Source organism: Mesorhizobium sp. M1A.F.Ca.IN.020.04.1.1, from assembly GCF_003997315.1.
Taxonomy (GTDB): Bacteria; Pseudomonadota; Alphaproteobacteria; order Rhizobiales; family Rhizobiaceae; genus Mesorhizobium.
On sequence record NZ_RZSN01000007.1, the window covers coordinates 13351 to 31443 of the forward strand.

At 63.2% G+C, this 18093-nt stretch carries 23 protein-coding genes; 21 read left to right on the plus strand and 2 right to left on the minus strand.

Annotation, left to right across the window (positions count from 1 at the left end; all coding sequences use genetic code 11):
- Positions 1 to 104 precede the first annotated feature (104 nt).
- Entirely contained in the window at positions 105 to 4301 is a 4197-nt protein-coding gene (gene rpoC / locus EOA49_RS03185) for a DNA-directed RNA polymerase subunit beta' (protein WP_066989905.1), read from the plus strand.
- A gap of 76 nt (positions 4302 to 4377) precedes the next feature.
- The gene (locus EOA49_RS03190; protein ID WP_127240866.1) at positions 4378 to 5043 is read left to right on the plus strand and encodes an O-methyltransferase; all 666 of its coding nucleotides are present in this window, start codon (positions 4378 to 4380) and stop codon (positions 5041 to 5043) included.
- A gap of 19 nt (positions 5044 to 5062) precedes the next feature.
- Here the strand turns inward: EOA49_RS03190 and EOA49_RS03195 are convergent, their stop codons facing one another.
- Together EOA49_RS03195 and EOA49_RS03200 are read right to left on the minus strand one after the other, a co-directional pair.
- Complete coding sequence (locus tag EOA49_RS03195) at positions 5063 to 5992, minus strand: Gfo/Idh/MocA family oxidoreductase (protein ID WP_067321488.1); 930 nt, start codon at positions 5990 to 5992, stop codon at positions 5063 to 5065.
- A gap of 99 nt (positions 5993 to 6091) precedes the next feature.
- Positions 6092 to 6373 carry a transcriptional regulator gene (locus EOA49_RS03200; protein ID WP_066989908.1) on the minus strand — a complete coding sequence of 94 codons (282 nt, stop codon included), beginning with the start codon at positions 6371 to 6373 and terminating at the stop codon, positions 6092 to 6094.
- 463 nt (positions 6374 to 6836) lie between these two features.
- Between EOA49_RS03200 and rpsL the strand changes: the two genes are divergently transcribed.
- From rpsL to rpsN, 19 genes are all read left to right on the plus strand, one after another.
- Positions 6837 to 7208 carry a 30S ribosomal protein S12 gene (rpsL, locus tag EOA49_RS03210; protein ID WP_006202128.1) on the plus strand — a complete coding sequence of 124 codons (372 nt, stop codon included), beginning with the start codon at positions 6837 to 6839 and terminating at the stop codon, positions 7206 to 7208.
- A gap of 62 nt (positions 7209 to 7270) precedes the next feature.
- Positions 7271 to 7741: a 30S ribosomal protein S7 gene (rpsG, locus tag EOA49_RS03215; protein WP_041003106.1), complete on the plus strand. Its 471-nt coding sequence runs from the start codon at positions 7271 to 7273 to the stop codon at positions 7739 to 7741.
- A gap of 29 nt (positions 7742 to 7770) precedes the next feature.
- Positions 7771 to 9861, plus strand: coding sequence for an elongation factor G (gene fusA / locus EOA49_RS03220; RefSeq protein WP_127240864.1), 2091 nt, complete (start codon positions 7771 to 7773; stop codon positions 9859 to 9861).
- A gap of 100 nt (positions 9862 to 9961) precedes the next feature.
- Positions 9962 to 11137: an elongation factor Tu gene (gene tuf, locus EOA49_RS03225; protein WP_066989565.1), complete on the plus strand. Its 1176-nt coding sequence runs from the start codon at positions 9962 to 9964 to the stop codon at positions 11135 to 11137.
- 66 nt (positions 11138 to 11203) lie between these two features.
- Positions 11204 to 11512 (plus strand): 30S ribosomal protein S10, encoded by a 309-nt coding sequence (rpsJ, locus tag EOA49_RS03230; RefSeq protein WP_006205468.1) that lies wholly within the window; start codon positions 11204 to 11206, stop codon positions 11510 to 11512.
- 94 nt (positions 11513 to 11606) lie between these two features.
- Entirely contained in the window at positions 11607 to 12323 is a 717-nt protein-coding gene (rplC, locus tag EOA49_RS03235) for a 50S ribosomal protein L3 (RefSeq protein ID WP_067321479.1), read from the plus strand.
- Positions 12323 to 12943 carry a 50S ribosomal protein L4 gene (gene rplD / locus EOA49_RS03240; RefSeq protein ID WP_066989592.1) on the plus strand — a complete coding sequence of 207 codons (621 nt, stop codon included), beginning with the start codon at positions 12323 to 12325 and terminating at the stop codon, positions 12941 to 12943. Before rplC ends, rplD begins: the two co-directional genes overlap by 1 nt.
- On the plus strand, positions 12940 to 13233 hold the full coding sequence (locus EOA49_RS03245; RefSeq protein ID WP_040983033.1) for a 50S ribosomal protein L23: 294 nt from the start codon (positions 12940 to 12942) through the stop codon (positions 13231 to 13233). The genes rplD and EOA49_RS03245 overlap by 4 nt, the downstream gene beginning before the upstream one ends.
- A gap of 22 nt (positions 13234 to 13255) precedes the next feature.
- Positions 13256 to 14089, plus strand: a complete 834-nt coding sequence (gene rplB, locus EOA49_RS03250) for a 50S ribosomal protein L2 (RefSeq protein ID WP_040970375.1) — start codon at positions 13256 to 13258, stop codon at positions 14087 to 14089.
- Between the two features lie 16 nt (positions 14090 to 14105).
- Positions 14106 to 14384, plus strand: a complete 279-nt coding sequence (gene rpsS, locus EOA49_RS03255) for a 30S ribosomal protein S19 (RefSeq protein WP_006205463.1) — start codon at positions 14106 to 14108, stop codon at positions 14382 to 14384.
- A 2-nt stretch (positions 14385 to 14386) separates the two neighbouring features.
- Positions 14387 to 14776 carry a 50S ribosomal protein L22 gene (rplV, locus tag EOA49_RS03260; protein ID WP_006205462.1) on the plus strand — a complete coding sequence of 130 codons (390 nt, stop codon included), beginning with the start codon at positions 14387 to 14389 and terminating at the stop codon, positions 14774 to 14776.
- Positions 14776 to 15498, plus strand: a complete 723-nt coding sequence (gene rpsC / locus EOA49_RS03265) for a 30S ribosomal protein S3 (protein WP_066989596.1) — start codon at positions 14776 to 14778, stop codon at positions 15496 to 15498. The genes rplV and rpsC overlap by 1 nt, the downstream gene beginning before the upstream one ends.
- A gap of 27 nt (positions 15499 to 15525) precedes the next feature.
- Positions 15526 to 15939, plus strand: a complete 414-nt coding sequence (gene rplP / locus EOA49_RS03270; RefSeq protein ID WP_027170364.1) for a 50S ribosomal protein L16 — start codon at positions 15526 to 15528, stop codon at positions 15937 to 15939.
- 12 nt (positions 15940 to 15951) lie between these two features.
- Positions 15952 to 16152, plus strand: a complete 201-nt coding sequence (rpmC, locus tag EOA49_RS03275) for a 50S ribosomal protein L29 (RefSeq protein WP_040970379.1) — start codon at positions 15952 to 15954, stop codon at positions 16150 to 16152.
- Positions 16153 to 16163: 11 nt separating this feature from the next.
- Positions 16164 to 16403 (plus strand): 30S ribosomal protein S17, encoded by a 240-nt coding sequence (gene rpsQ, locus EOA49_RS03280; protein WP_040970380.1) that lies wholly within the window; start codon positions 16164 to 16166, stop codon positions 16401 to 16403.
- 81 nt (positions 16404 to 16484) lie between these two features.
- Positions 16485 to 16853, plus strand: a complete 369-nt coding sequence (gene rplN, locus EOA49_RS03285; protein ID WP_006205457.1) for a 50S ribosomal protein L14 — start codon at positions 16485 to 16487, stop codon at positions 16851 to 16853.
- 12 nt (positions 16854 to 16865) lie between these two features.
- Entirely contained in the window at positions 16866 to 17180 is a 315-nt protein-coding gene (rplX, locus tag EOA49_RS03290; protein ID WP_059188493.1) for a 50S ribosomal protein L24, read from the plus strand.
- Positions 17173 to 17751: a 50S ribosomal protein L5 gene (rplE, locus tag EOA49_RS03295; protein WP_095777622.1), complete on the plus strand. Its 579-nt coding sequence runs from the start codon at positions 17173 to 17175 to the stop codon at positions 17749 to 17751. Before rplX ends, rplE begins: the two co-directional genes overlap by 8 nt.
- Positions 17752 to 17777: 26 nt before the next feature.
- On the plus strand, positions 17778 to 18083 hold the full coding sequence (gene rpsN / locus EOA49_RS03300) for a 30S ribosomal protein S14 (protein WP_059188495.1): 306 nt from the start codon (positions 17778 to 17780) through the stop codon (positions 18081 to 18083).
- Positions 18084 to 18093 lie beyond the last annotated feature (10 nt).

Here is an 18093-nt window from a genome sequence, read left to right on the forward strand (position 1 = left end):
GCGGCGCGCCCCACAAATTCTCGGCCGGTCAGGCCGGCCAGTCTGCGGGCATTCGGCCCGCGCTCGATGCAAGGGGTTTTCGAGGACCCCAAAAGGAGAACGGCATGAACCAAGAGGTCATGAATCTCTTCAACCCTCAGGCGCCTGCGCAGGTGTTCGATTCCATCCGGATCTCGCTCGCCAGCCCTGAGAAGATTCTGTCCTGGTCGTTCGGTGAGATCAAAAAGCCGGAGACCATCAACTACCGCACCTTCAAGCCGGAGCGTGACGGTCTGTTCTGCGCGCGCATTTTTGGTCCGATCAAGGACTACGAGTGCCTGTGCGGCAAGTACAAGCGCATGAAGTACAAGGGCGTTATCTGCGAGAAGTGCGGCGTCGAAGTCACGCTGTCGCGCGTCCGCCGCGAGCGCATGGGCCATATCGAGCTCGCCGCGCCCGTCGCCCATATCTGGTTCCTGAAGTCGTTGCCCTCGCGCATCGGCACGCTGCTCGACATGACGCTCAAGGATATCGAGCGCGTCCTCTACTTCGAGAACTACATCGTCACCGAGCCTGGCCTCACCGCGCTGAAGGAGCACCAGCTGCTCAGCGAGGAAGAGTACATGCTGGCCGTCGACGAGTATGGCGAGGACTCTTTCACCGCCATGATCGGCGCCGAGGCCATCCATGACCTGTTGGCCGGCATGGATCTGGAGAAGATCGCCGGCGATCTGCGCTCGGAGCTGGCTTCGACGTCGTCCGAGCTCAAGCAGAAGAAGCTGCTGAAGCGGCTCAAGGTCGTCGAGAACTTCATGGAATCCGGCAACCGTCCGGAATGGATGATCATGAAGGTCGTTCCGGTGATCCCGCCGGACCTGCGCCCGCTGGTCCCGCTGGACGGCGGCCGCTTCGCCACGTCCGACCTCAACGACCTCTATCGCCGCGTCATCAACCGCAACAATCGTTTGAAGCGGCTGATCGAGCTGCGCGCGCCCGGCATCATCGTGCGCAATGAAAAGCGCATGCTGCAGGAGGCCGTCGATGCGCTGTTCGACAACGGCCGCCGCGGCCGCGTCATCACCGGCGCCAACAAGCGTCCGCTGAAGTCGCTGTCCGACATGCTCAAGGGCAAGCAGGGCCGGTTCCGCCAGAACCTGCTCGGCAAGCGTGTCGACTATTCCGGCCGCTCGGTCATCGTGACCGGTCCGGAACTCAAGCTGCATCAGTGCGGCCTGCCGAAGAAGATGGCGCTGGAGCTGTTCAAGCCTTTCATCTATGCCCGCCTCGACGCCAAGGGTTTCTCCTCGACCGTCAAGCAGGCGAAGAAGCTGGTCGAGAAGGAGCGTCCAGAGGTCTGGGATATCCTCGACGAGGTTATCCGTGAGCATCCGGTGCTCTTGAACCGCGCGCCGACGCTGCACCGCCTCGGCATCCAGGCGTTCGAGCCGATCCTGATCGAAGGCAAGGCGATCCAGCTGCATCCGCTGGTCTGCACGGCCTTCAATGCCGACTTCGACGGCGACCAGATGGCGGTCCATGTGCCGCTGTCCCTGGAAGCGCAGCTCGAAGCGCGCGTGCTGATGATGTCGACCAACAACATCCTGCACCCGGCCTCCGGCGCGCCGATCATCGTGCCGTCGCAGGACATGGTTCTCGGTCTCTACTATCTGTCGATCGTCAACCAGAACGAGCCGGGCGAAGGCATGGTGTTCGCCGACATGGGCGAGCTCCAGCATGCGCTGGAGACCAAGGCGGTGACCCTGCACGCCAAGATCAAGGGCCGCTTCCGCACCGTCGATGCCGAAGGCAAGACGGTGTCGAAGATCTATGAAACCACGCCCGGCCGCATGATCATCGGCGAGCTTCTGCCGAAGAACGTCAACGTACCGTACGACATCGCCAACCAGGAGATGACCAAGAAGAACATCTCCAAGATGATCGACACCGTCTACCGCCACTGCGGCCAGAAGGAGACGGTCATCTTCTGCGACCGCATCATGGCTCTCGGCTTTGCGCATGCCTGCCGCGCCGGCATTTCGTTCGGCAAGGACGACATGGTGATTCCGGACACCAAGCTGAAGCTGGTCTCCGATACCGAGGCTTTGGCCAAGGAGTACGAGCAGCAGTACAATGACGGCCTGATCACGCAGGGCGAGAAGTACAACAAGGTGGTCGACGCCTGGGCCAAGTGCTCGGAGAAAGTCGCCGACGAGATGATGGCCCGCATCAAGGCGGTCGAGTTCGAGGAAAACGGCCGTCAGAAGCCGATGAACTCGATCTATATGATGTCGCATTCGGGTGCGCGCGGTTCGCCCACCCAGATGCGCCAGCTCGCCGGCATGCGCGGCCTGATGGCCAAGCCTTCGGGCGAGATCATCGAGACGCCGATCATCTCGAACTTCAAGGAAGGCCTCACCGTGCTCGAGTACTTCAACTCGACCCACGGCGCCCGCAAGGGTCTGGCCGACACCGCCTTGAAGACGGCGAACTCGGGGTACCTGACCCGCCGTCTGGTCGACGTGGCGCAGGACTGCATCGTCAATTCGCTGGATTGCGGCACCGACAAGGGCCTCACCATGCAGCCGATCGTCGATGCCGGCCAGATCGTCGCCTCGGTCGGTCAGCGCGTGCTCGGCCGCACGGCGCTCGACGACATCAACCACCCGGTCTCCGGCGAAGTGCTGGTCAAGGCCGGCAAGCTGATGGACGAGCGTGACGTGGAGCAGATCGAGAAGGCCGGCGTCCAGTCGGTCCGCATCCGCTCGGCGCTGACCTGCGAGGTCAGGACCGGCGTCTGCGCGGTCTGCTACGGTCGCGATCTTGCCCGCGGCACGCCCGTCAACCAGGGCGAGGCCGTCGGCGTCATCGCGGCGCAGTCGATCGGCGAGCCGGGCACCCAGCTCACCATGCGCACCTTCCACATGGGCGGCACCGCGCAGGTGGTGGATTCTTCGTTCCTCGAAGCCTCCTATGAGGGCAAGGTCGAGATCCGCAATCGCAACGTGGTGCGCAACTCCGAAGGTCAGCAGATGGTGATGGGCCGCAACATGGCGGTTCTGATCCTCGACGAGGCCGGCAAGGAACGCGCCACGCACCGCGTCGCCTATGGCTCGCGCATCTTCGTGGATGACGGCGACAAGGTGAAGCGCGGGCAGCGCATCGCCGAGTGGGATCCTTACACCCGCCCGATCCTCACCGAAATCGAGGGCAAGGTGGCGTTCGAGGATCTGGTCGACGGCATCTCCGTCCAGGAGACCGCCGACGAGTCGACCGGCATCACCAAGCGTGAGGTCATCGACTGGCGTTCGACGCCGCGCGGCAGTGACCTGAAGCCGGCGATTGTCGTGCAGGACGCCAAGGGCAAGGTGGGCAAGCTGTCGAAGGGCGGCGATGCACGCTTCCTGCTCTCGGTCGAGGCCATTCTCTCGGTCGAGCCGGGCGCGCATGTCCGTCCGGGCGACGTGCTTGCGCGCATCCCGATGGAAAGCGCCAAGACCAAGGACATCACCGGCGGTCTGCCGCGGGTGGCCGAACTGTTCGAGGCTCGCCGTCCGAAGGATCACGCCATCATCGCCGAGATCGATGGCACGGTCCGCTTCGGCCGCGACTACAAGAACAAGCGCCGCATCATCATCGAGCCGCACGACTCGACGCTGGAGCCGGTCGAGTACCTGATCCCGAAGGGCAAGCCGTTCCATCTGCAGGACGGCGACGTCATCGAGAAGGGCGACTACATCCTCGACGGCAACCCGGCGCCGCACGACATCCTGGCGATCAAGGGCGTGGAGGCGCTTGCGTCCTACCTCGTCAACGAGATCCAGGAGGTCTACCGCCTGCAGGGCGTGTCGATCAACGACAAGCACATCGAGGTGATCGTTCGCCAGATGCTGCAGAAGGTCGAGATCACCACGCAGGGCGACTCGACCTACATTCCGGGCGACCACGTCGACGTGATCGAGCTGGAAGAGGTCAACGAGCGGCTGATCGAGGACGGCAAGAAGCCGGCCGAAGGCCAGCCGGTGCTGCTCGGCATCACCAAGGCCTCGCTGCAGACGCCGTCCTTCATCTCGGCCGCCTCCTTCCAGGAGACGACCAGGGTGCTGACGGAAGCCGCGGTCGCCGGTAAGACCGACATGCTGCAGGGTCTGAAGGAGAACGTCATCGTCGGCCGCCTGATCCCGGCCGGCACGGGCGGCACGATGAGCCAAATAAGGCGCATCGCCACCTCGCGCGACGAACTCATCATCGACGAGCGCCGCAAGGCCTCCGGTGTCGAGGTCGCCGAGCCGATGCTGACCAACATGGTCAACGCCGCGCAGTAAGCGCGGATGCAATGAGAGAAAGAAAAGGGGCCCGCGTGGCCCCTTTTTTCATTCGGGTTATGAACGAGGAAAAACCATGAGCGCCAGGACCTGGACGGCTGTCGACAACTACATCGTCTCCTCTCTTTTCGATGCGGATCCCACGCTTGACGCGGTGCTTGCGGCCAACCGCGAGCAGGGCCTGCCGGCGATCGACGTCTCGGCCGCGCAGGGCAAATTGCTTTCGCTTCTGGTGCGAATTCGCGGCGCAAGGAAGGTGCTCGAGATCGGCACGCTCGGTGGTTACTCGACCATCTGGATGGCAAGGGGCCTGCCTGCCGATGGCAGAGTAGTGACGCTGGAGCTTGAGCCGCACCATGCCAAGGTCGCGCGTTCGAACTTCGAGCGGGCAGGGGTTTCCGACAAGGTGGATCTGCGGCTCGGGCCAGCTCTTCAATGGCTAGCAGCCTTGGTCAGCGAAAATGCCGGTCCGTTCGACCTGATCTTCATCGACGCCGACAAGCCGAACAACCCGAATTATCTCAGCTGGGCCATGCGGCTGTCGCGCTCCGGAACGGTGATAGTCTGCGACAACGTCATCCGCGACGGCGCCGTGCTGAAGGACGACGGCCGCGACGAAAACGTCGTCGGCGCCCGCGCGGCGCTCTCATTCATCGGGCAGGAGAAGCGGCTGGACGGCACCGCCATCCAGACCGTCGGCGCCAAGGGCTATGACGGATTTGCGATTGCGATCGTGGACTGACGCCGGCGCTGCACGGGGCTTAATCGAAGAAAGGCTCGACCACATTGCGCTTGCCGAGCATGAAGGCGTCGGCGACGTGCTGGAGCGGGGCCAGGTCGACGTCGGAGATGCCGGCGCGGACAATCTCGGCGAAACGCTTGTAGAGCATCGGATATTCGGCTTCCGGCTCGTCATGGATGATCTTGCCGTCGACGGCGAGCTTTGCGCCGCCGCCCGAAAGCACCATCTTGCCCTTGTCGGTCTCGGCCAGGATGTCCCAGCTCTGCGGACCGGTCTGCAGCCAGTCGAGCTCCATTGTCACCGGGAGCCCGTTCGAGGTGCGGAAGGTGACATGCGCCGCGACCGGCGAGGCGCGGTTCTCGGGGAAGTCGAGCACGGCCGAGGTGATGAACATCGGCGGCAGGATGTGGGTGGCGATCGATAGCGCGTTGATGCCGGGATCGAACACGCCGAAACCGCCCGGCGCCCAGATCCATTCCTGGTTCGGGTGCCAGCGGCGCACGTCTTCCTTCCAGTTGATCGCCGCCGAGTCGATTCTGGCCGAAGCCAGGAAGGCGCGCGCGGCCTCGACCGCCGGCGCGTAGCGCGAATGCCAGCTGGCGAAAAGCGAAACGCCTTTCTTCGCGGCAATCGCCTTCAGGTGCTCGACCTCGCTGACGGTGGCGCCCGGCGGCTTCTCCATGAAGACGTGCTTTCCGGCCTCGAGCGCGGTGCGCGCGGCGTCATAGCGGAACTGCGGCGGCATGCAGAGCGAGACGGCTTCCAGGCCCGGCTCGGCCTCGAGCATCGCCTCGATCGTCGGATAGTTCGGGATGCCGTCCACCTTGCCGTGGCGGCTGGCGGCGGCCGCAAGCCGATAACTGCTGTCCTTGGCCAGTGCCGGAAGATGCTGGTCGCGGACGATCTTTCCCACGCCGACGATACCGATCCTGATGGGGTTGCTGGTCATTGGGACTCCGAGGGATGGAAGAAGTAGGTGCTCTTAGGCAGGACAACAGTGCCCGGCAAAGCCTGGAACGTAACGGATCGCGAGATTGCGATTTCGGGATCAGCTCGGCTCGTCGAAGGTAACGATCGAGACTTCGCCCTCCAGCGCGCCCTGATAGGCGGACAGATGCGGCTCTTCGTCGGGGGTGCCTTCCATGTCGCCGATCTGGTCGAGCTCGGCTTCGGCGAATCCTTCGGCGGCGAGCGATTCGAGCGCGCGGCGCACGGCAGAATCATCGTCGGGCGCGACCAGCATCACATGCACGCCTTCCGGCTTGCCGCCCTTTCGCCGCCACACCCGGCCGGTGATGATGGTGACCGGGCGCTCCTCGTTGTCGTTCACGGGCTGATTCCTCCGGAAGCGTGGAGTTTTGCCATTCATACCGCCTTATTTGCACGAAGCCGGCCGAGATGACAGGCGAAAGCCTGTCACTTTCTTCCTTGCTCTTGAAAAAAGACGCAAGAAAATTACATGCTTTTTCCGCATGGCTGCCAAGCTCCGGATCGGGCGCAATATTTGCCGTTCCGGGGTTGACGGATAGGGGGCTTGCGAGTAGAAGCCGCCACGTCAGAACCGATGTGAGACTTGCTTTTCCGAGGCGACGCGCCTTGGAGTTTGCCTCAAACAGGGTTCGTTTTACGAGCGAAAAGACATCTCCGGCGCGCATGAAGCGGCTTCCGCTTCCTCTGCAATTTGTTCGGGCAGGACCGCGAGGCGCGGTGTGTTGCCCGAATTCGCGTATGGAAATGACGCTTTGAGCGGCCCTGACAGGGCAAGACACGGAATTGAGAGACAAGAGGGTTTAATGCCTACCGTCAACCAGCTGATCCGCAAGCCGCGCCTGGCGCCGGTGAAGCGCAACAAGGTCCCGGCCATGCAGCAGAACCCGCAGAAGCGGGGCGTCTGCACGCGCGTCTACACGACGACGCCGAAGAAGCCGAACTCGGCGCTGCGCAAGGTGGCCAAGATCCGTCTGACCAATGGTTTCGAGGTGATCGGCTACATCCCGGGCGAAGGCCATAACCTTCAGGAGCACTCGGTGGTCATGATCCGTGGCGGCCGCGTCAAGGATCTGCCGGGCGTCCGCTATCACATCATCCGCGGCGTGCTCGACACGCAGGGTGTGAAGAACCGCAAGCAGCGCCGTTCGAAATACGGTGCCAAGCGTCCGAAGTAAGGGTTTCCGGCTTCGGCGCTTTTTTTTACTGCGCCGTGCCACGAGATTGAGAGACAAGAGCCATGTCCCGTCGTCACAGTGCAGAAAAGCGTGAGATCAATCCGGACCCCAAGTTCGGCGATCTGGTCGTCACCAAGTTCATGAACGCCGTCATGTATGACGGCAAGAAGTCGGTTGCCGAGACCATCGTCTACGGCGCGCTGGACCAGGTCCAGGCCAAGACCAAGCAGGAGCCGGTCGCTGTCTTCCACCAGGCGCTCGACAATGTCGCGCCGCATGTGGAAGTGCGTTCGCGTCGCGTCGGCGGCGCCACCTACCAGGTTCCGGTGGACGTGCGCCCCGAGCGCCGCCAGGCGCTCGCCATCCGCTGGCTGATCGCCGCCGCACGCAACCGCAACGAGACCACGATGGTCGACCGCCTCTCGGGCGAGCTGATGGACGCGGCCAACAACCGCGGCACGGCCGTCAAGAAGCGTGAAGACACCCACAAGATGGCGGAAGCCAACCGCGCCTTCGCGCACTACCGCTGGTAAAGCGCGAACGAGACTGAGAGGCACCTCCCATGGCCCGCGAATACAAAATCGAAGACTACCGCAATTTCGGTATCATGGCGCATATCGACGCCGGCAAGACGACGACGACCGAGCGCGTCCTGTACTACACGGGCAAGTCGCACAAGATCGGCGAAGTCCATGACGGCGCTGCCACCATGGACTGGATGGAGCAGGAGCAGGAACGCGGCATCACCATCACATCGGCCGCGACCACGACCTTCTGGAAGGGTCGCGACGGCAAGATGCGCCGCTTCAACATCATCGACACTCCCGGACACGTCGACTTCACCATCGAGGTCGAGCGCTCGCTGCGCGTGCTCGACGGCGCCATCGCGCTGCTCGATGCCAACGCCGGCGTCGAGCCGCAGACTGAGACCGTGTGGCGCCAGGCCGACAAGTACCACGTGCCACGCATGATCTTCTGCAACAAGATGGACAAGATCGGCGCCGACTTCTACCGCTCGGTGGAAATGATCGGCTCACGCCTCGGCGCGCAGGCCGTCGTCATGCAGCTGCCGATCGGCGCCGAGACCGAGTTCAAGGGCGTGGTCGACCTCGTCGAAATGAACGCGCTGGTCTGGCGCGACGAGACGCTGGGCGCTGCCTGGGACGTCGTCGAGATCCCGGCCGACCTCAAGGACAAGGCCGCTCAGTATCGCGAGAAGATGATCGAGGCCGCCGTCGAGATAGACGAGACCGCGCTCGAGAATTACCTCGAAGGCAACATGCCGTCGAACGACGAGATCCGCGCGCTGATCCGCAAGGGCACCATCGCGGTCAAGTTCTTCCCCATGTTCTGCGGCTCGGCCTTCAAGAACAAGGGCGTACAGCCGCTGCTGGACGCCGTGGTCGAATACCTGCCGTCGCCGATCGACGTGCCGGCCATCAAGGGTGTCGACGCCAAGACCGACGCCGAGATCGAGCGTCATGCCGACGACAACGAGCCGCTGTCGATGCTGGCGTTCAAGATCATGAACGACCCGTTCGTCGGCTCGCTGACCTTCGCTCGCATCTATTCGGGCAAGCTCACCAAGGGCACCTCGCTCGACAACACCGTGAAGGGCAAGAAGGAGCGCATCGGCCGCATGCTGCAGATGCATGCGAATTCGCGCGCCGATATCGAGGAAGCCTATGCCGGCGACATCGTCGCGCTGGCCGGCCTCAAGGACACGACGACCGGCGACACGCTCTGCGATCCACTGCATCCGGTCATCCTCGAGCGCATGGAATTCCCCGATCCGGTCATCCAGATCGCCATCGAGCCGAAGACCAAGAACGACCAGGAAAAGATGGGCCTCGCGCTGCATCGCCTGGCGGCAGAGGATCCGTCCTTCCGCGTCAAGACCGACGAGGAAAGCGGTCAGACCATCATCGCCGGCATGGGCGAGCTGCATCTCGACATCATCGTCGACCGCATGCGCCGCGAGTTCAAGGTCGAAGCCAATGTCGGCGCTCCGCAGGTGGCCTATCGCGAGACGATCACCCGCACCCATGAGCAGGACTACACGCACAAGAAGCAGACGGGCGGTACCGGCCAGTTCGCTCGCGTCAAGATCGTGTTCGAGCCGAACACCGAGAGCGAAGAGTTCTTGTTCGAGTCCAAGATCGTCGGCGGTGCGGTGCCGAAGGAATACATCCCCGGCGTCGAGAAGGGCATCCAGAGCGTCATGGGTTCCGGCCCGTTTGCCGGCTTCCCGATGATCGGCGTCAAGGCGACGCTGATCGACGGTGCCTTCCACGACGTCGACTCCTCGGTGCTGGCGTTCGAAATTGCCTCCCGCGCCTGCTTCAAGGAAGCCGCACCCCGGCTTGGTGTGCAGCTCCTGGAGCCGATCATGAAGGTCGAGGTCGTGACGCCGGAAGACTATGTCGGCGGCGTTATCGGCGACCTCAACGGCCGTCGCGGCCAGATCCAGGGCCAGGAAGCGCGTGGCGTGGCCGTCGTCATCAACGCGATGGTGCCTTTGGCCAACATGTTCAAGTACGTCGACAATCTGCGTTCGATGTCGCAGGGCCGCGCCCAGTACACGATGCAGTTCGACCACTATGAGCCGGTCCCTACGGCGGTGGCCCAGGAAGTCCAGAAAAAGTACGCGTGAGAATGCCTGTGCCACCGGAACCGCGGCTCTTACGCGTTTCCGGTTCGGCTGGAGCGAATATCAATTTCCCCGAGCGGGATGAGTAAGACGGAGAAATACAGTGGCAAAAGGTAAATTCGAGCGCACCAAGCCGCATGTGAACATTGGCACGATCGGCCACGTCGATCATGGCAAGACGTCGCTGACGGCGGCGATCACGAAGTATTTTGGCGAATACAAGCGCTATGACCAGATCGACGCGGCGCCGGAAGAGAAGGCGCGCGGCATCACCATCTCGACGGCGCATGTCGAGTACGAGACGGCCAACCGTCACTACGCCCATGTCGACTGCCCCGGCCATGCCGACTATGTGAAGAACATGATCACCGGCGCCGCCCAGATGGACGGCGCGATCCTGGTGGTTTCGGCCGCCGACGGCCCGATGCCGCAGACCCGCGAGCACATCCTGCTTGCCCGCCAGGTCGGCGTGCCCTCGATCGTGGTGTTCCTGAACAAGGTCGACCAGGTCGACGACGCCGAGCTGCTCGAGCTGGTCGAGCTCGAGGTTCGCGAGCTGTTGACCAAGAACGAGTTCCCCGGCGACGACATTCCGATCGTCAAGGGTTCGGCGCTGGCAGCACTTGAGGATTCGAACAAGACCATCGGCGAGGACGCCATCCGCGAGCTGATGGCGCAGGTCGACGCCTATATCCCGACGCCGGTCCGTCCGCTGGACAAGCCGTTCCTGATGCCGATCGAGGACGTGTTCTCGATCTCGGGCCGCGGCACGGTCGTGACCGGCCGCGTCGAGCGCGGCGTGGTCAAGGTCGGCGAGGAATTGGAGATCGTCGGCATCCGTCCGACGGCCAAGACCACCTGCACGGGCGTCGAGATGTTCCGCAAGCTGCTCGACCAGGGCCAGGCCGGCGACAACATCGGCGCGCTGTTGCGCGGCATCGACCGCGAGGGTGTCGAGCGCGGCCAGGTTCTGGCCAAGCCGGGTTCGGTGAAGCCGCACAAGAAGTTCGTGGCCGAAGCCTACATCCTGACCAAGGACGAGGGCGGCCGTCACACGCCGTTCTTCACCAACTACCGGCCGCAGTTCTACTTCCGCACCACCGACGTGACGGGCATCGTGACGCTGCCGGCAGGCACCGAGATGGTGATGCCCGGCGACAACATCACCGTCGATGTCGAGCTGATCGTGCCGATCGCGATGGAAGAGAAGCTGCGCTTCGCCATCCGTGAAGGCGGCCGCACCGTCGGTGCCGGCATCGTCGTCACCATCAAAGAATAATTGGACGAAACGGATCTGTCGCGGGCGCGGGGCTGCCCGCGCCGCGCCAGAACAAGGAATTGACGCATGAACGGACAGAATATCCGCATCCGCCTTAAGGCGTTTGACCACCGGGTGCTCGACGCCTCGACGCGCGAAATCGTGTCGACCGCCAAGCGCACCGGCGCCAACGTCCGCGGCCCCATTCCGCTGCCGACGCGGATCGAAAAGTTCACGGTCAACCGGTCGCCTCACGTCGACAAGAAGAGCCGCGAGCAGTTCGAGATGCGCACCCACAAGCGGCTGCTCGACATCGTCGATCCGACCCCGCAGACGGTGGATGCTCTGATGAAGCTCGATCTGGCCGCCGGTGTCGACGTCGAGATCAAGCTCTAAGAAACAAGAGGGCGGGGCGACCCGGAACTCTGAAGGAAGCAAGAGGCGTGGAGGGGCGTCAGCCCCGACAGGGAACTCTAAAGGAATTGAACCGATGCGTTCAGGTGTGATTGCAAAGAAGGTGGGAATGACCCGCATCTATAACGATGCCGGGGAACACGTTCCCGTCACCGTTCTCCAGATGGAGAACTGCCAGGTCGTGGCGCAGCGCACGCAGGAGAAGAACGGCTACACCGCCGTCCAGCTCGGCGTTGGCCTTGCCAAGGTGAAGAACACGTCGAAGGCGATGCGCGGCCATTTCGCTGCCGCCTCCGTCGAGCCAAAGGCGAAGCTCGCCGAGTTCCGCGTCTCCGCCGACAACATGATCGACGTCGGCGCCGAGCTCACCGTCGAGCACTTCGTCGCCGGCCAGAAGGTCGACGTGACGGGCACCTCGACCGGCAAGGGTTTTCAGGGCGTGATCAAGCGGCACAACATGGGTGGCGGCCGTGCCACGCACGGTAACTCGGTCTCGCACCGCACGCACGGCTCGACCGGACAGCGCCAGGACCCCGGCAAGGTGTTCAAGGGCAAGAAGATGGCCGGCCACATGGGCGACGTTCGCGTCACCACCCAGAATGTCGAGGTCGTCTCGACCGATGCCGACCGCGGCCTGATCCTGATCCGCGGCGCCGTCCCGGGGGTGAAGGGCGCCTGGATCCTGGTCCGTGACGCGGCCAAGGTTGCGCTGCCGGCCAACGCGCCGAAGCCAGCCGCGATCCGTGCCGCTGCGGCCAAGAACGATGCCCCGGCCAATGAGGGAGCGGAATAATGGACCTCAAGATCACAACCCTCGGCGGCAAGGACGCTGGCAAGGTAAAGCTCTCCGAGGAGATCTTCGGCCTTGACCCGCGTGAGGACATCCTGCAGCGCGTCGTGCGCTGGCAGCTGGCCAAGAAGCAGCAGGGCACGCACAAGGCCAAGGGCCGCGCCGAGATCGCGCGCACCGGCGCCAAGATGTACAAGCAGAAGGGTACGGGCCGCGCCCGTCACCATTCGGCTCGCGCTCCGCAGTTCCGCGGCGGTGGCAAGGCGCACGGCCCGGTCGTGCGCAGCCACGAGCACGAGCTGCCGAAGAAGGTGCGCGCTCTGGGCTTGAAGCACGCTCTCTCGGCCAAGGCCAAGAGCGCTTCGCTGATCATCGTCGACGAGCTGAAGCTCGCCGAAGCCAAGACCAAGGCGCTGGTTGCGAGCCTCGAGACGCTCGGGCTCACCAACGCCCTGGTGATCGGCGGCGCCGAGCTTGACCAGAACTTCAAGCTGGCGGCGACCAACATTCCCAACATCGACGTGCTGCCGATCCAGGGCATCAACGTCTACGACATTCTGCGCCGCGGCACGCTGGTCCTTTCGAAGGCCGCCGTCGAGGCTCTCGAGGAGCGCTTCAAATGACCGACCTCCGTCACTACGACGTGATCGTCTCGCCGGCGATCACCGAAAAGTCGACCATGGCTTCCGAGCAGAACCAGGTCGTCTTCAATGTCGCCAAGAAGGCGTCGAAGCCGGAAATCAAGGCTGCCGTGGAAGCTCTCTTCGGCGTCAAGGTTACGGCCGTGAACACGCTCGTCCGCAAGGGCAAGATCAAGCGCTTCCGCGGCACGGTTGGCCGCCAGGGCGACGTCAAGAAGGCGGTTGTGACGCTGGCCGACGGCCAGTCGATCGACGTCGCGACGGGTCTCTGAGCAAGGCCGCGAGGACAGGACAATGGCACTCAAGAAATTCAACCCGGTAACGCCGAGCACCCGTCAGCTGGTCATCGTCGACCGCTCGGGCCTCTACAAGGGCAAGCCCGTCAAGGGCCTGACCGAAGGCCTGACCAAGTCGGGCGGCCGCAATAATTACGGCCGCATCACGGCCCGCTTCATCGGCGGCGGTCACAAGCGTTCGTACCGCATCATCGACTTCAAGCGTAAGAAGTACGACGTCGTCGGCACGGTCGAGCGCATCGAATACGATCCGAACCGCACCGCCTTCATCGCGCTGATCAAGTATGACGACGGCGAGCTGTCCTACATCCTGGCGCCGCAGCGTCTGGCTGCCGGCGACAAGATCGTGGCCGGCGAAGCGGTCGACGTGAAGCCGGGCAACGCGATGCCGCTGGCCTCGATGCCGGTCGGCACGATCGTCCACAATATTGAGCTGAAGCCGGGCAAGGGCGGCCAGGTCGCCCGTTCGGCCGGCGGCTACGCCCAGCTCGTCGGCCGCGACCAGGGCATGGCGATCCTGCGCCTCAACTCGGGCGAGCAGCGCGTCGTGCACGGCTCGTGCATGGCCACCGTCGGCGCCGTGTCGAACCCCGATCACGGCAACATCAACGACGGCAAGGCCGGCCGCACGGTGTGGCGTGGCAAGCGCCCGCACAATCGCGGCGTGGCCATGAACCCGGTCGATCATCCGCACGGTGGTGGCGAAGGCCGCACCTCGGGTGGCCGTCACCCGGTTTCGCCCTGGGGCAAGCCGACCAAGGGCAAGAAGACGCGGTCCAACAAGGCGACCGACAAGTTCATCGTGCGCTCGCGCCATCAGCGCAAGAGCTAAGAAGAGGTAACGCCAAGTGACTCGTTCGATTTGGAAAGGCCCCTTCATCGACGGCTACCTTCTCAAGAAGGTGGACAAGGTTCGTGAAGGCGGTCGCAATGAGGTGATCAAGATGTGGAGCCGTCGCTCCACCATCCTGCCGCAGTTCGTCGGCTTCACCTTCGGTGTCTACAACGGCCAGAAGCACGTTCCCGTCTCCGTGAACGAGGACATGGTCGGCCACAAGTTCGGTGAATTCGCTCCGACCCGGACCTACTACGGTCATGGCGCGGATAAGAAGGCGAAGAGGAAATAATCATGGGCAAGGCCAAAGCTCCGCGCAGGCTTGCTGACAACGAGGCGCGCGCCGTTCTGCGCACCATCCGTATCAGCCCGCAGAAGCTGAACCTGGTTGCCGCGCTGATCCGCGGCAAGAAGGTCGCGACAGCGCTTTCCGACCTCGAATTCTCGGCCAAGCGGATTTCCGGCACGGTCAAGAAGACCCTGGAGTCGGCGATCGCCAACGCGGAAAACAACCACGACCTCGATGTCGACGCACTGATCGTAGCGGAAGCCTATGTCGGCAAGTCGATCGTCATGAAGCGTTTCCACGCGCGTGGCCGTGGTCGCGCCAGCCGTATCGAAAAGCCGTTCTCGCACCTCACGATCGTCGTTCGTGAAGTCGAGGAAAAAGGGGAGGCCGCATAATGGGCCAGAAAGTCAATCCGATCGGGCTGCGTCTCGGCATCAACCGCACCTGGGATTCGCGCTGGTTCGCGAACACCGGCGAATACGGTCAGCTGCTGCATGAAGACATCAAGATCCGTAAGTATCTTGAGAAGGAACTCAAGCAGGCCGCGATCTCCAAGGTCGTGATCGAGCGTCCGCACAAGAAGTGCCGCGTCACCATCCATGCCGCGCGTCCGGGCCTGATCATCGGCAAGAAGGGCGCCGACATCGAGAAGCTCCGCAGGAAGCTGATGGAGATGACGAAGTCCGAGACGCACCTCAACATCGTTGAAGTGCGCAAGCCGGAAATCGACGCCACGCTGATCGCCCAGTCGATCGCCCAGCAGCTCGAGCGCCGCATCGCGTTCCGTCGCGCCATGAAGCGCGCCGTTCAGTCGGCCATGCGTCTTGGTGCCGAAGGCATCCGCATCAACTGCTCCGGCCGTCTCGGCGGCGCCGAAATCGCGCGCATGGAGTGGTACCGCGAAGGCCGCGTGCCGCTGCATACGCTGCGCGCCGATGTCGACTACGGCACGGCCGAGGCGAACACGGCGTATGGCATCTGCGGCGTCAAGGTGTGGGTGTTCAAGGGCGAGATCCTCGAGCACGACCCGATGGCGTCGGAGCGTCGCGCCACGGAAGGCGATCACGGCGGTCAGACCGGCGAGCGCGAGCGCGGTCGCCGTCGCGAGAACGCCTGAGAAATTTGAGAATTTGGAGTTAGAACGATGCTGCAGCCAAAGCGCACAAAGTTCCGCAAGCAGTTCAAGGGCCGTATCCACGGTACCGCCAAGGGCGGCACCAATCTGGATTTCGGCGGTTTCGGGCTGAAGGCGCTTGAGCCGAACCGCGTCACCGCGCGCGAGATCGAGGCGGCCCGCCGCGCGATCACCCGCGAGATGAAGCGCGCCGGCCGCGTCTGGATCCGGGTGTTCCCGGATCTGCCGGTCACCTCGAAGCCGACCGAAGTGCGCATGGGTAAGGGCAAGGGCGCCGTCGACTACTGGGCGGCACGCGTCAAGCCTGGCCGCATCATGTTCGAGATCGACGGCGTCAGCGAAGAAACCGCGCGTGAGGCGCTGCGTCTCGGCGCCGCCAAGCTCTCGGTCAAGACGCGCTTCGTGCAGCGCATCGCAGAATAAGGACAGGCGATCATGAAAGCCGAAGATATCCGGACCAAGACCCAGGATCAGCTGGCCGACGACCTGGCCGCCCTCAAGAAGGAGCAGTTCAATCTGCGCTTCCAGAAGGCCACCGGCCAGCTCGAGAAGACCGCACGCGTGAAGCAGGTCCGCAGGGACATCGCGCGCATCAAGACCATCGCCGCGGAAAAAGCCGCGGCCAAGAAGGCTTAAGGACGAGAACCATGCCAAAGCGCATCCTGCAGGGCACCGTGGTCAGCGACAAGAACGAGAAGACGGTCGTCGTCAAGGTCGAGCGGCGCTTCACGCATCCCGTGATGAAGAAGACCGTGCGCCTGACCAAGAAGTACAAGGCGCATGACGAGAACAACGCCCACAAGGTCGGCGACCAGGTGTTCATCCAGGAATCGAAGCCGATCTCCAAGGACAAGCGCTGGGTCGTCATCACCGCGGATCAGGCTTGATCCGGGCGAACGAAACGAATTTTGGACAGACCGGGGAGGGGTGAAAGCCCGTCCCGTTAGAAAAGAAGAAGGCGGCCAGTCATGATTCAGATGCAAACAAACCTCGACGTCGCGGACAATTCCGGCGCCCGTCGTGTCATGTGCATCAAGGTGCTGGGCGGTTCGAAGCGGAAGTATGCCTCCGTCGGCGACATCATCGTGGTGTCGATCAAGGAAGCCATCCCGCGCGGCCGCGTTAAGAAGGGCGATGTGATGAAGGCGGTCGTGGTTCGCACGGCCAAGGACATCCGCCGTCCGGACGGCAGCGTGATCCGTTTCGACAAGAACGCGGCCGTTCTCGTCGACAACAAGAAAGAGCCGATCGGCACACGTATCTTCGGGCCGGTTCCGCGCGAGCTTCGCGCCAAGAACCACATGAAGATCATCTCGCTCGCGCCTGAAGTGCTGTAAGGAGCCGGACCCATGCAAAAGATCAGAAAAGGCGACAAGGTCGTCGTGCTTGCCGGCAAGGACAAGGGCCGTTCGGGCGAAGTCCTGTCGGTGCAGCCGAAGGAAGACACCGCGCTGGTCCGCGGCGTGAACCTCATTCGCCGTCACCAGAAGCAGACCCAGTCCCAAGAGGGCGGGATCATCACCAAGGAAGCGCCGATCCACCTGTCGAACATCGCGCTGGCCGACCCCAAGGACGGCAAGCCGACCCGCGTCGGCTTCGCCATCCAGAAGGACGGCAAGAAGGTGCGCGTCGCCAAGCGTTCGGGAGAAGTCATCAATGGCTAAGGCTGAAACCAAGCAGGCAGCTGCCAAGAACGAGCCGCGCCTCAAGAAGGTCTATCAGGAGACCATCCGCAAGGCGCTGCAGGAGCAGTTCGGCTACGACAACGAGATGCAGGTTCCGCGCATCGACAAGATCGTGCTGAACATGGGTGTCGGCGAAGCGACCGGCGATTCCAAGAAGCCCTCGGTCGCGGCCGAGGACCTCGCGCTGATCGCCGGCCAGAAGGCTGTCGTCACCCGCGCCCGCAACTCGATCGCGGGCTTCAAGGTGCGCGAGAACATGCCGATCGGCGCCAAGGTCACGCTGCGCAAGGAACGCATGTACGAGTTCCTCGACCGCCTCGTGAACATCGCGCTGCCGCGCGTTCGCGACTTCCGCGGACTGAACCCGAAGAGCTTTGACGGCCGTGGCAACTACGCCATGGGCATCAAGGAGCACATCGTGTTCCCGGAGATCAACTACGACAAGGTTGATCAGGTCTGGGGCATGGACGTCATCGTTTGTACGACGGCGAAGACGGATGACGAGGCCAGAGCGCTGCTCAAGGCCTTCAACTTCCCCTTCCGCCAGTAACGGCAGCGAAAAAGGAAAAATCTGAAATGGCAAAGACCAGCTCAGTCGAGAAGAACAACCGGCGCCGCAAGCTTGCCGGTCAGTACGCCGCCAAGCGCAAGGCGCTCAAGGACATCGTCATGGACCAGTCCAAGCCGATGGAAGAGCGTTTCCGCGCCCAGTTGAAGCTTTCGGCGCTGCCGCGCAACTCGGCCAAGATCCGCATCCGCAACCGCTGCGAAGTGACGGGGCGTCCGCGCGCCTACTATCGCAAGCTCAAGCTTTCGCGTATCGCGCTTCGCGATCTGGGCAACAACGGCCAGATCCCGGGCCTGGTCAAGTCGAGCTGGTAAGGAGACACTG

Bases quoted from the DNA above. Each gene is read 5' to 3' on its own strand.
- rpoC (WP_066989905.1), top strand. From the start codon at position 105: ATGAACCAAGAGGTCATGAATCTCTTCAACCCTCAGGCGCCTGCGCAG.
- EOA49_RS03190 (WP_127240866.1), top strand. From the start codon at position 4,378: ATGAGCGCCAGGACCTGGACGGCTGTCGACAACTACATCGTCTCCTCT.
- EOA49_RS03195 (WP_067321488.1), bottom strand. From the start codon at position 5,992: ATGACCAGCAACCCCATCAGGATCGGTATCGTCGGCGTGGGAAAGATC.
- rpsL (WP_006202128.1), top strand. From the start codon at position 6,837: ATGCCTACCGTCAACCAGCTGATCCGCAAGCCGCGCCTGGCGCCGGTG.
- rpsG (WP_041003106.1), top strand. From the start codon at position 7,271: ATGTCCCGTCGTCACAGTGCAGAAAAGCGTGAGATCAATCCGGACCCC.
- fusA (WP_127240864.1), top strand. From the start codon at position 7,771: ATGGCCCGCGAATACAAAATCGAAGACTACCGCAATTTCGGTATCATG.
- rpsJ (WP_006205468.1), top strand. From the start codon at position 11,204: ATGAACGGACAGAATATCCGCATCCGCCTTAAGGCGTTTGACCACCGG.
- rplC (WP_067321479.1), top strand. From the start codon at position 11,607: ATGCGTTCAGGTGTGATTGCAAAGAAGGTGGGAATGACCCGCATCTAT.
- rplD (WP_066989592.1), top strand. From the start codon at position 12,323: ATGGACCTCAAGATCACAACCCTCGGCGGCAAGGACGCTGGCAAGGTA.
- EOA49_RS03245 (WP_040983033.1), top strand. From the start codon at position 12,940: ATGACCGACCTCCGTCACTACGACGTGATCGTCTCGCCGGCGATCACC.
- rplB (WP_040970375.1), top strand. From the start codon at position 13,256: ATGGCACTCAAGAAATTCAACCCGGTAACGCCGAGCACCCGTCAGCTG.
- rplV (WP_006205462.1), top strand. From the start codon at position 14,387: ATGGGCAAGGCCAAAGCTCCGCGCAGGCTTGCTGACAACGAGGCGCGC.
- rpsC (WP_066989596.1), top strand. From the start codon at position 14,776: ATGGGCCAGAAAGTCAATCCGATCGGGCTGCGTCTCGGCATCAACCGC.
- rplP (WP_027170364.1), top strand. From the start codon at position 15,526: ATGCTGCAGCCAAAGCGCACAAAGTTCCGCAAGCAGTTCAAGGGCCGT.
- rpmC (WP_040970379.1), top strand. From the start codon at position 15,952: ATGAAAGCCGAAGATATCCGGACCAAGACCCAGGATCAGCTGGCCGAC.
- rpsQ (WP_040970380.1), top strand. From the start codon at position 16,164: ATGCCAAAGCGCATCCTGCAGGGCACCGTGGTCAGCGACAAGAACGAG.
- rplN (WP_006205457.1), top strand. From the start codon at position 16,485: ATGATTCAGATGCAAACAAACCTCGACGTCGCGGACAATTCCGGCGCC.
- rplX (WP_059188493.1), top strand. From the start codon at position 16,866: ATGCAAAAGATCAGAAAAGGCGACAAGGTCGTCGTGCTTGCCGGCAAG.
- rplE (WP_095777622.1), top strand. From the start codon at position 17,173: ATGGCTAAGGCTGAAACCAAGCAGGCAGCTGCCAAGAACGAGCCGCGC.
- rpsN (WP_059188495.1), top strand. From the start codon at position 17,778: ATGGCAAAGACCAGCTCAGTCGAGAAGAACAACCGGCGCCGCAAGCTT.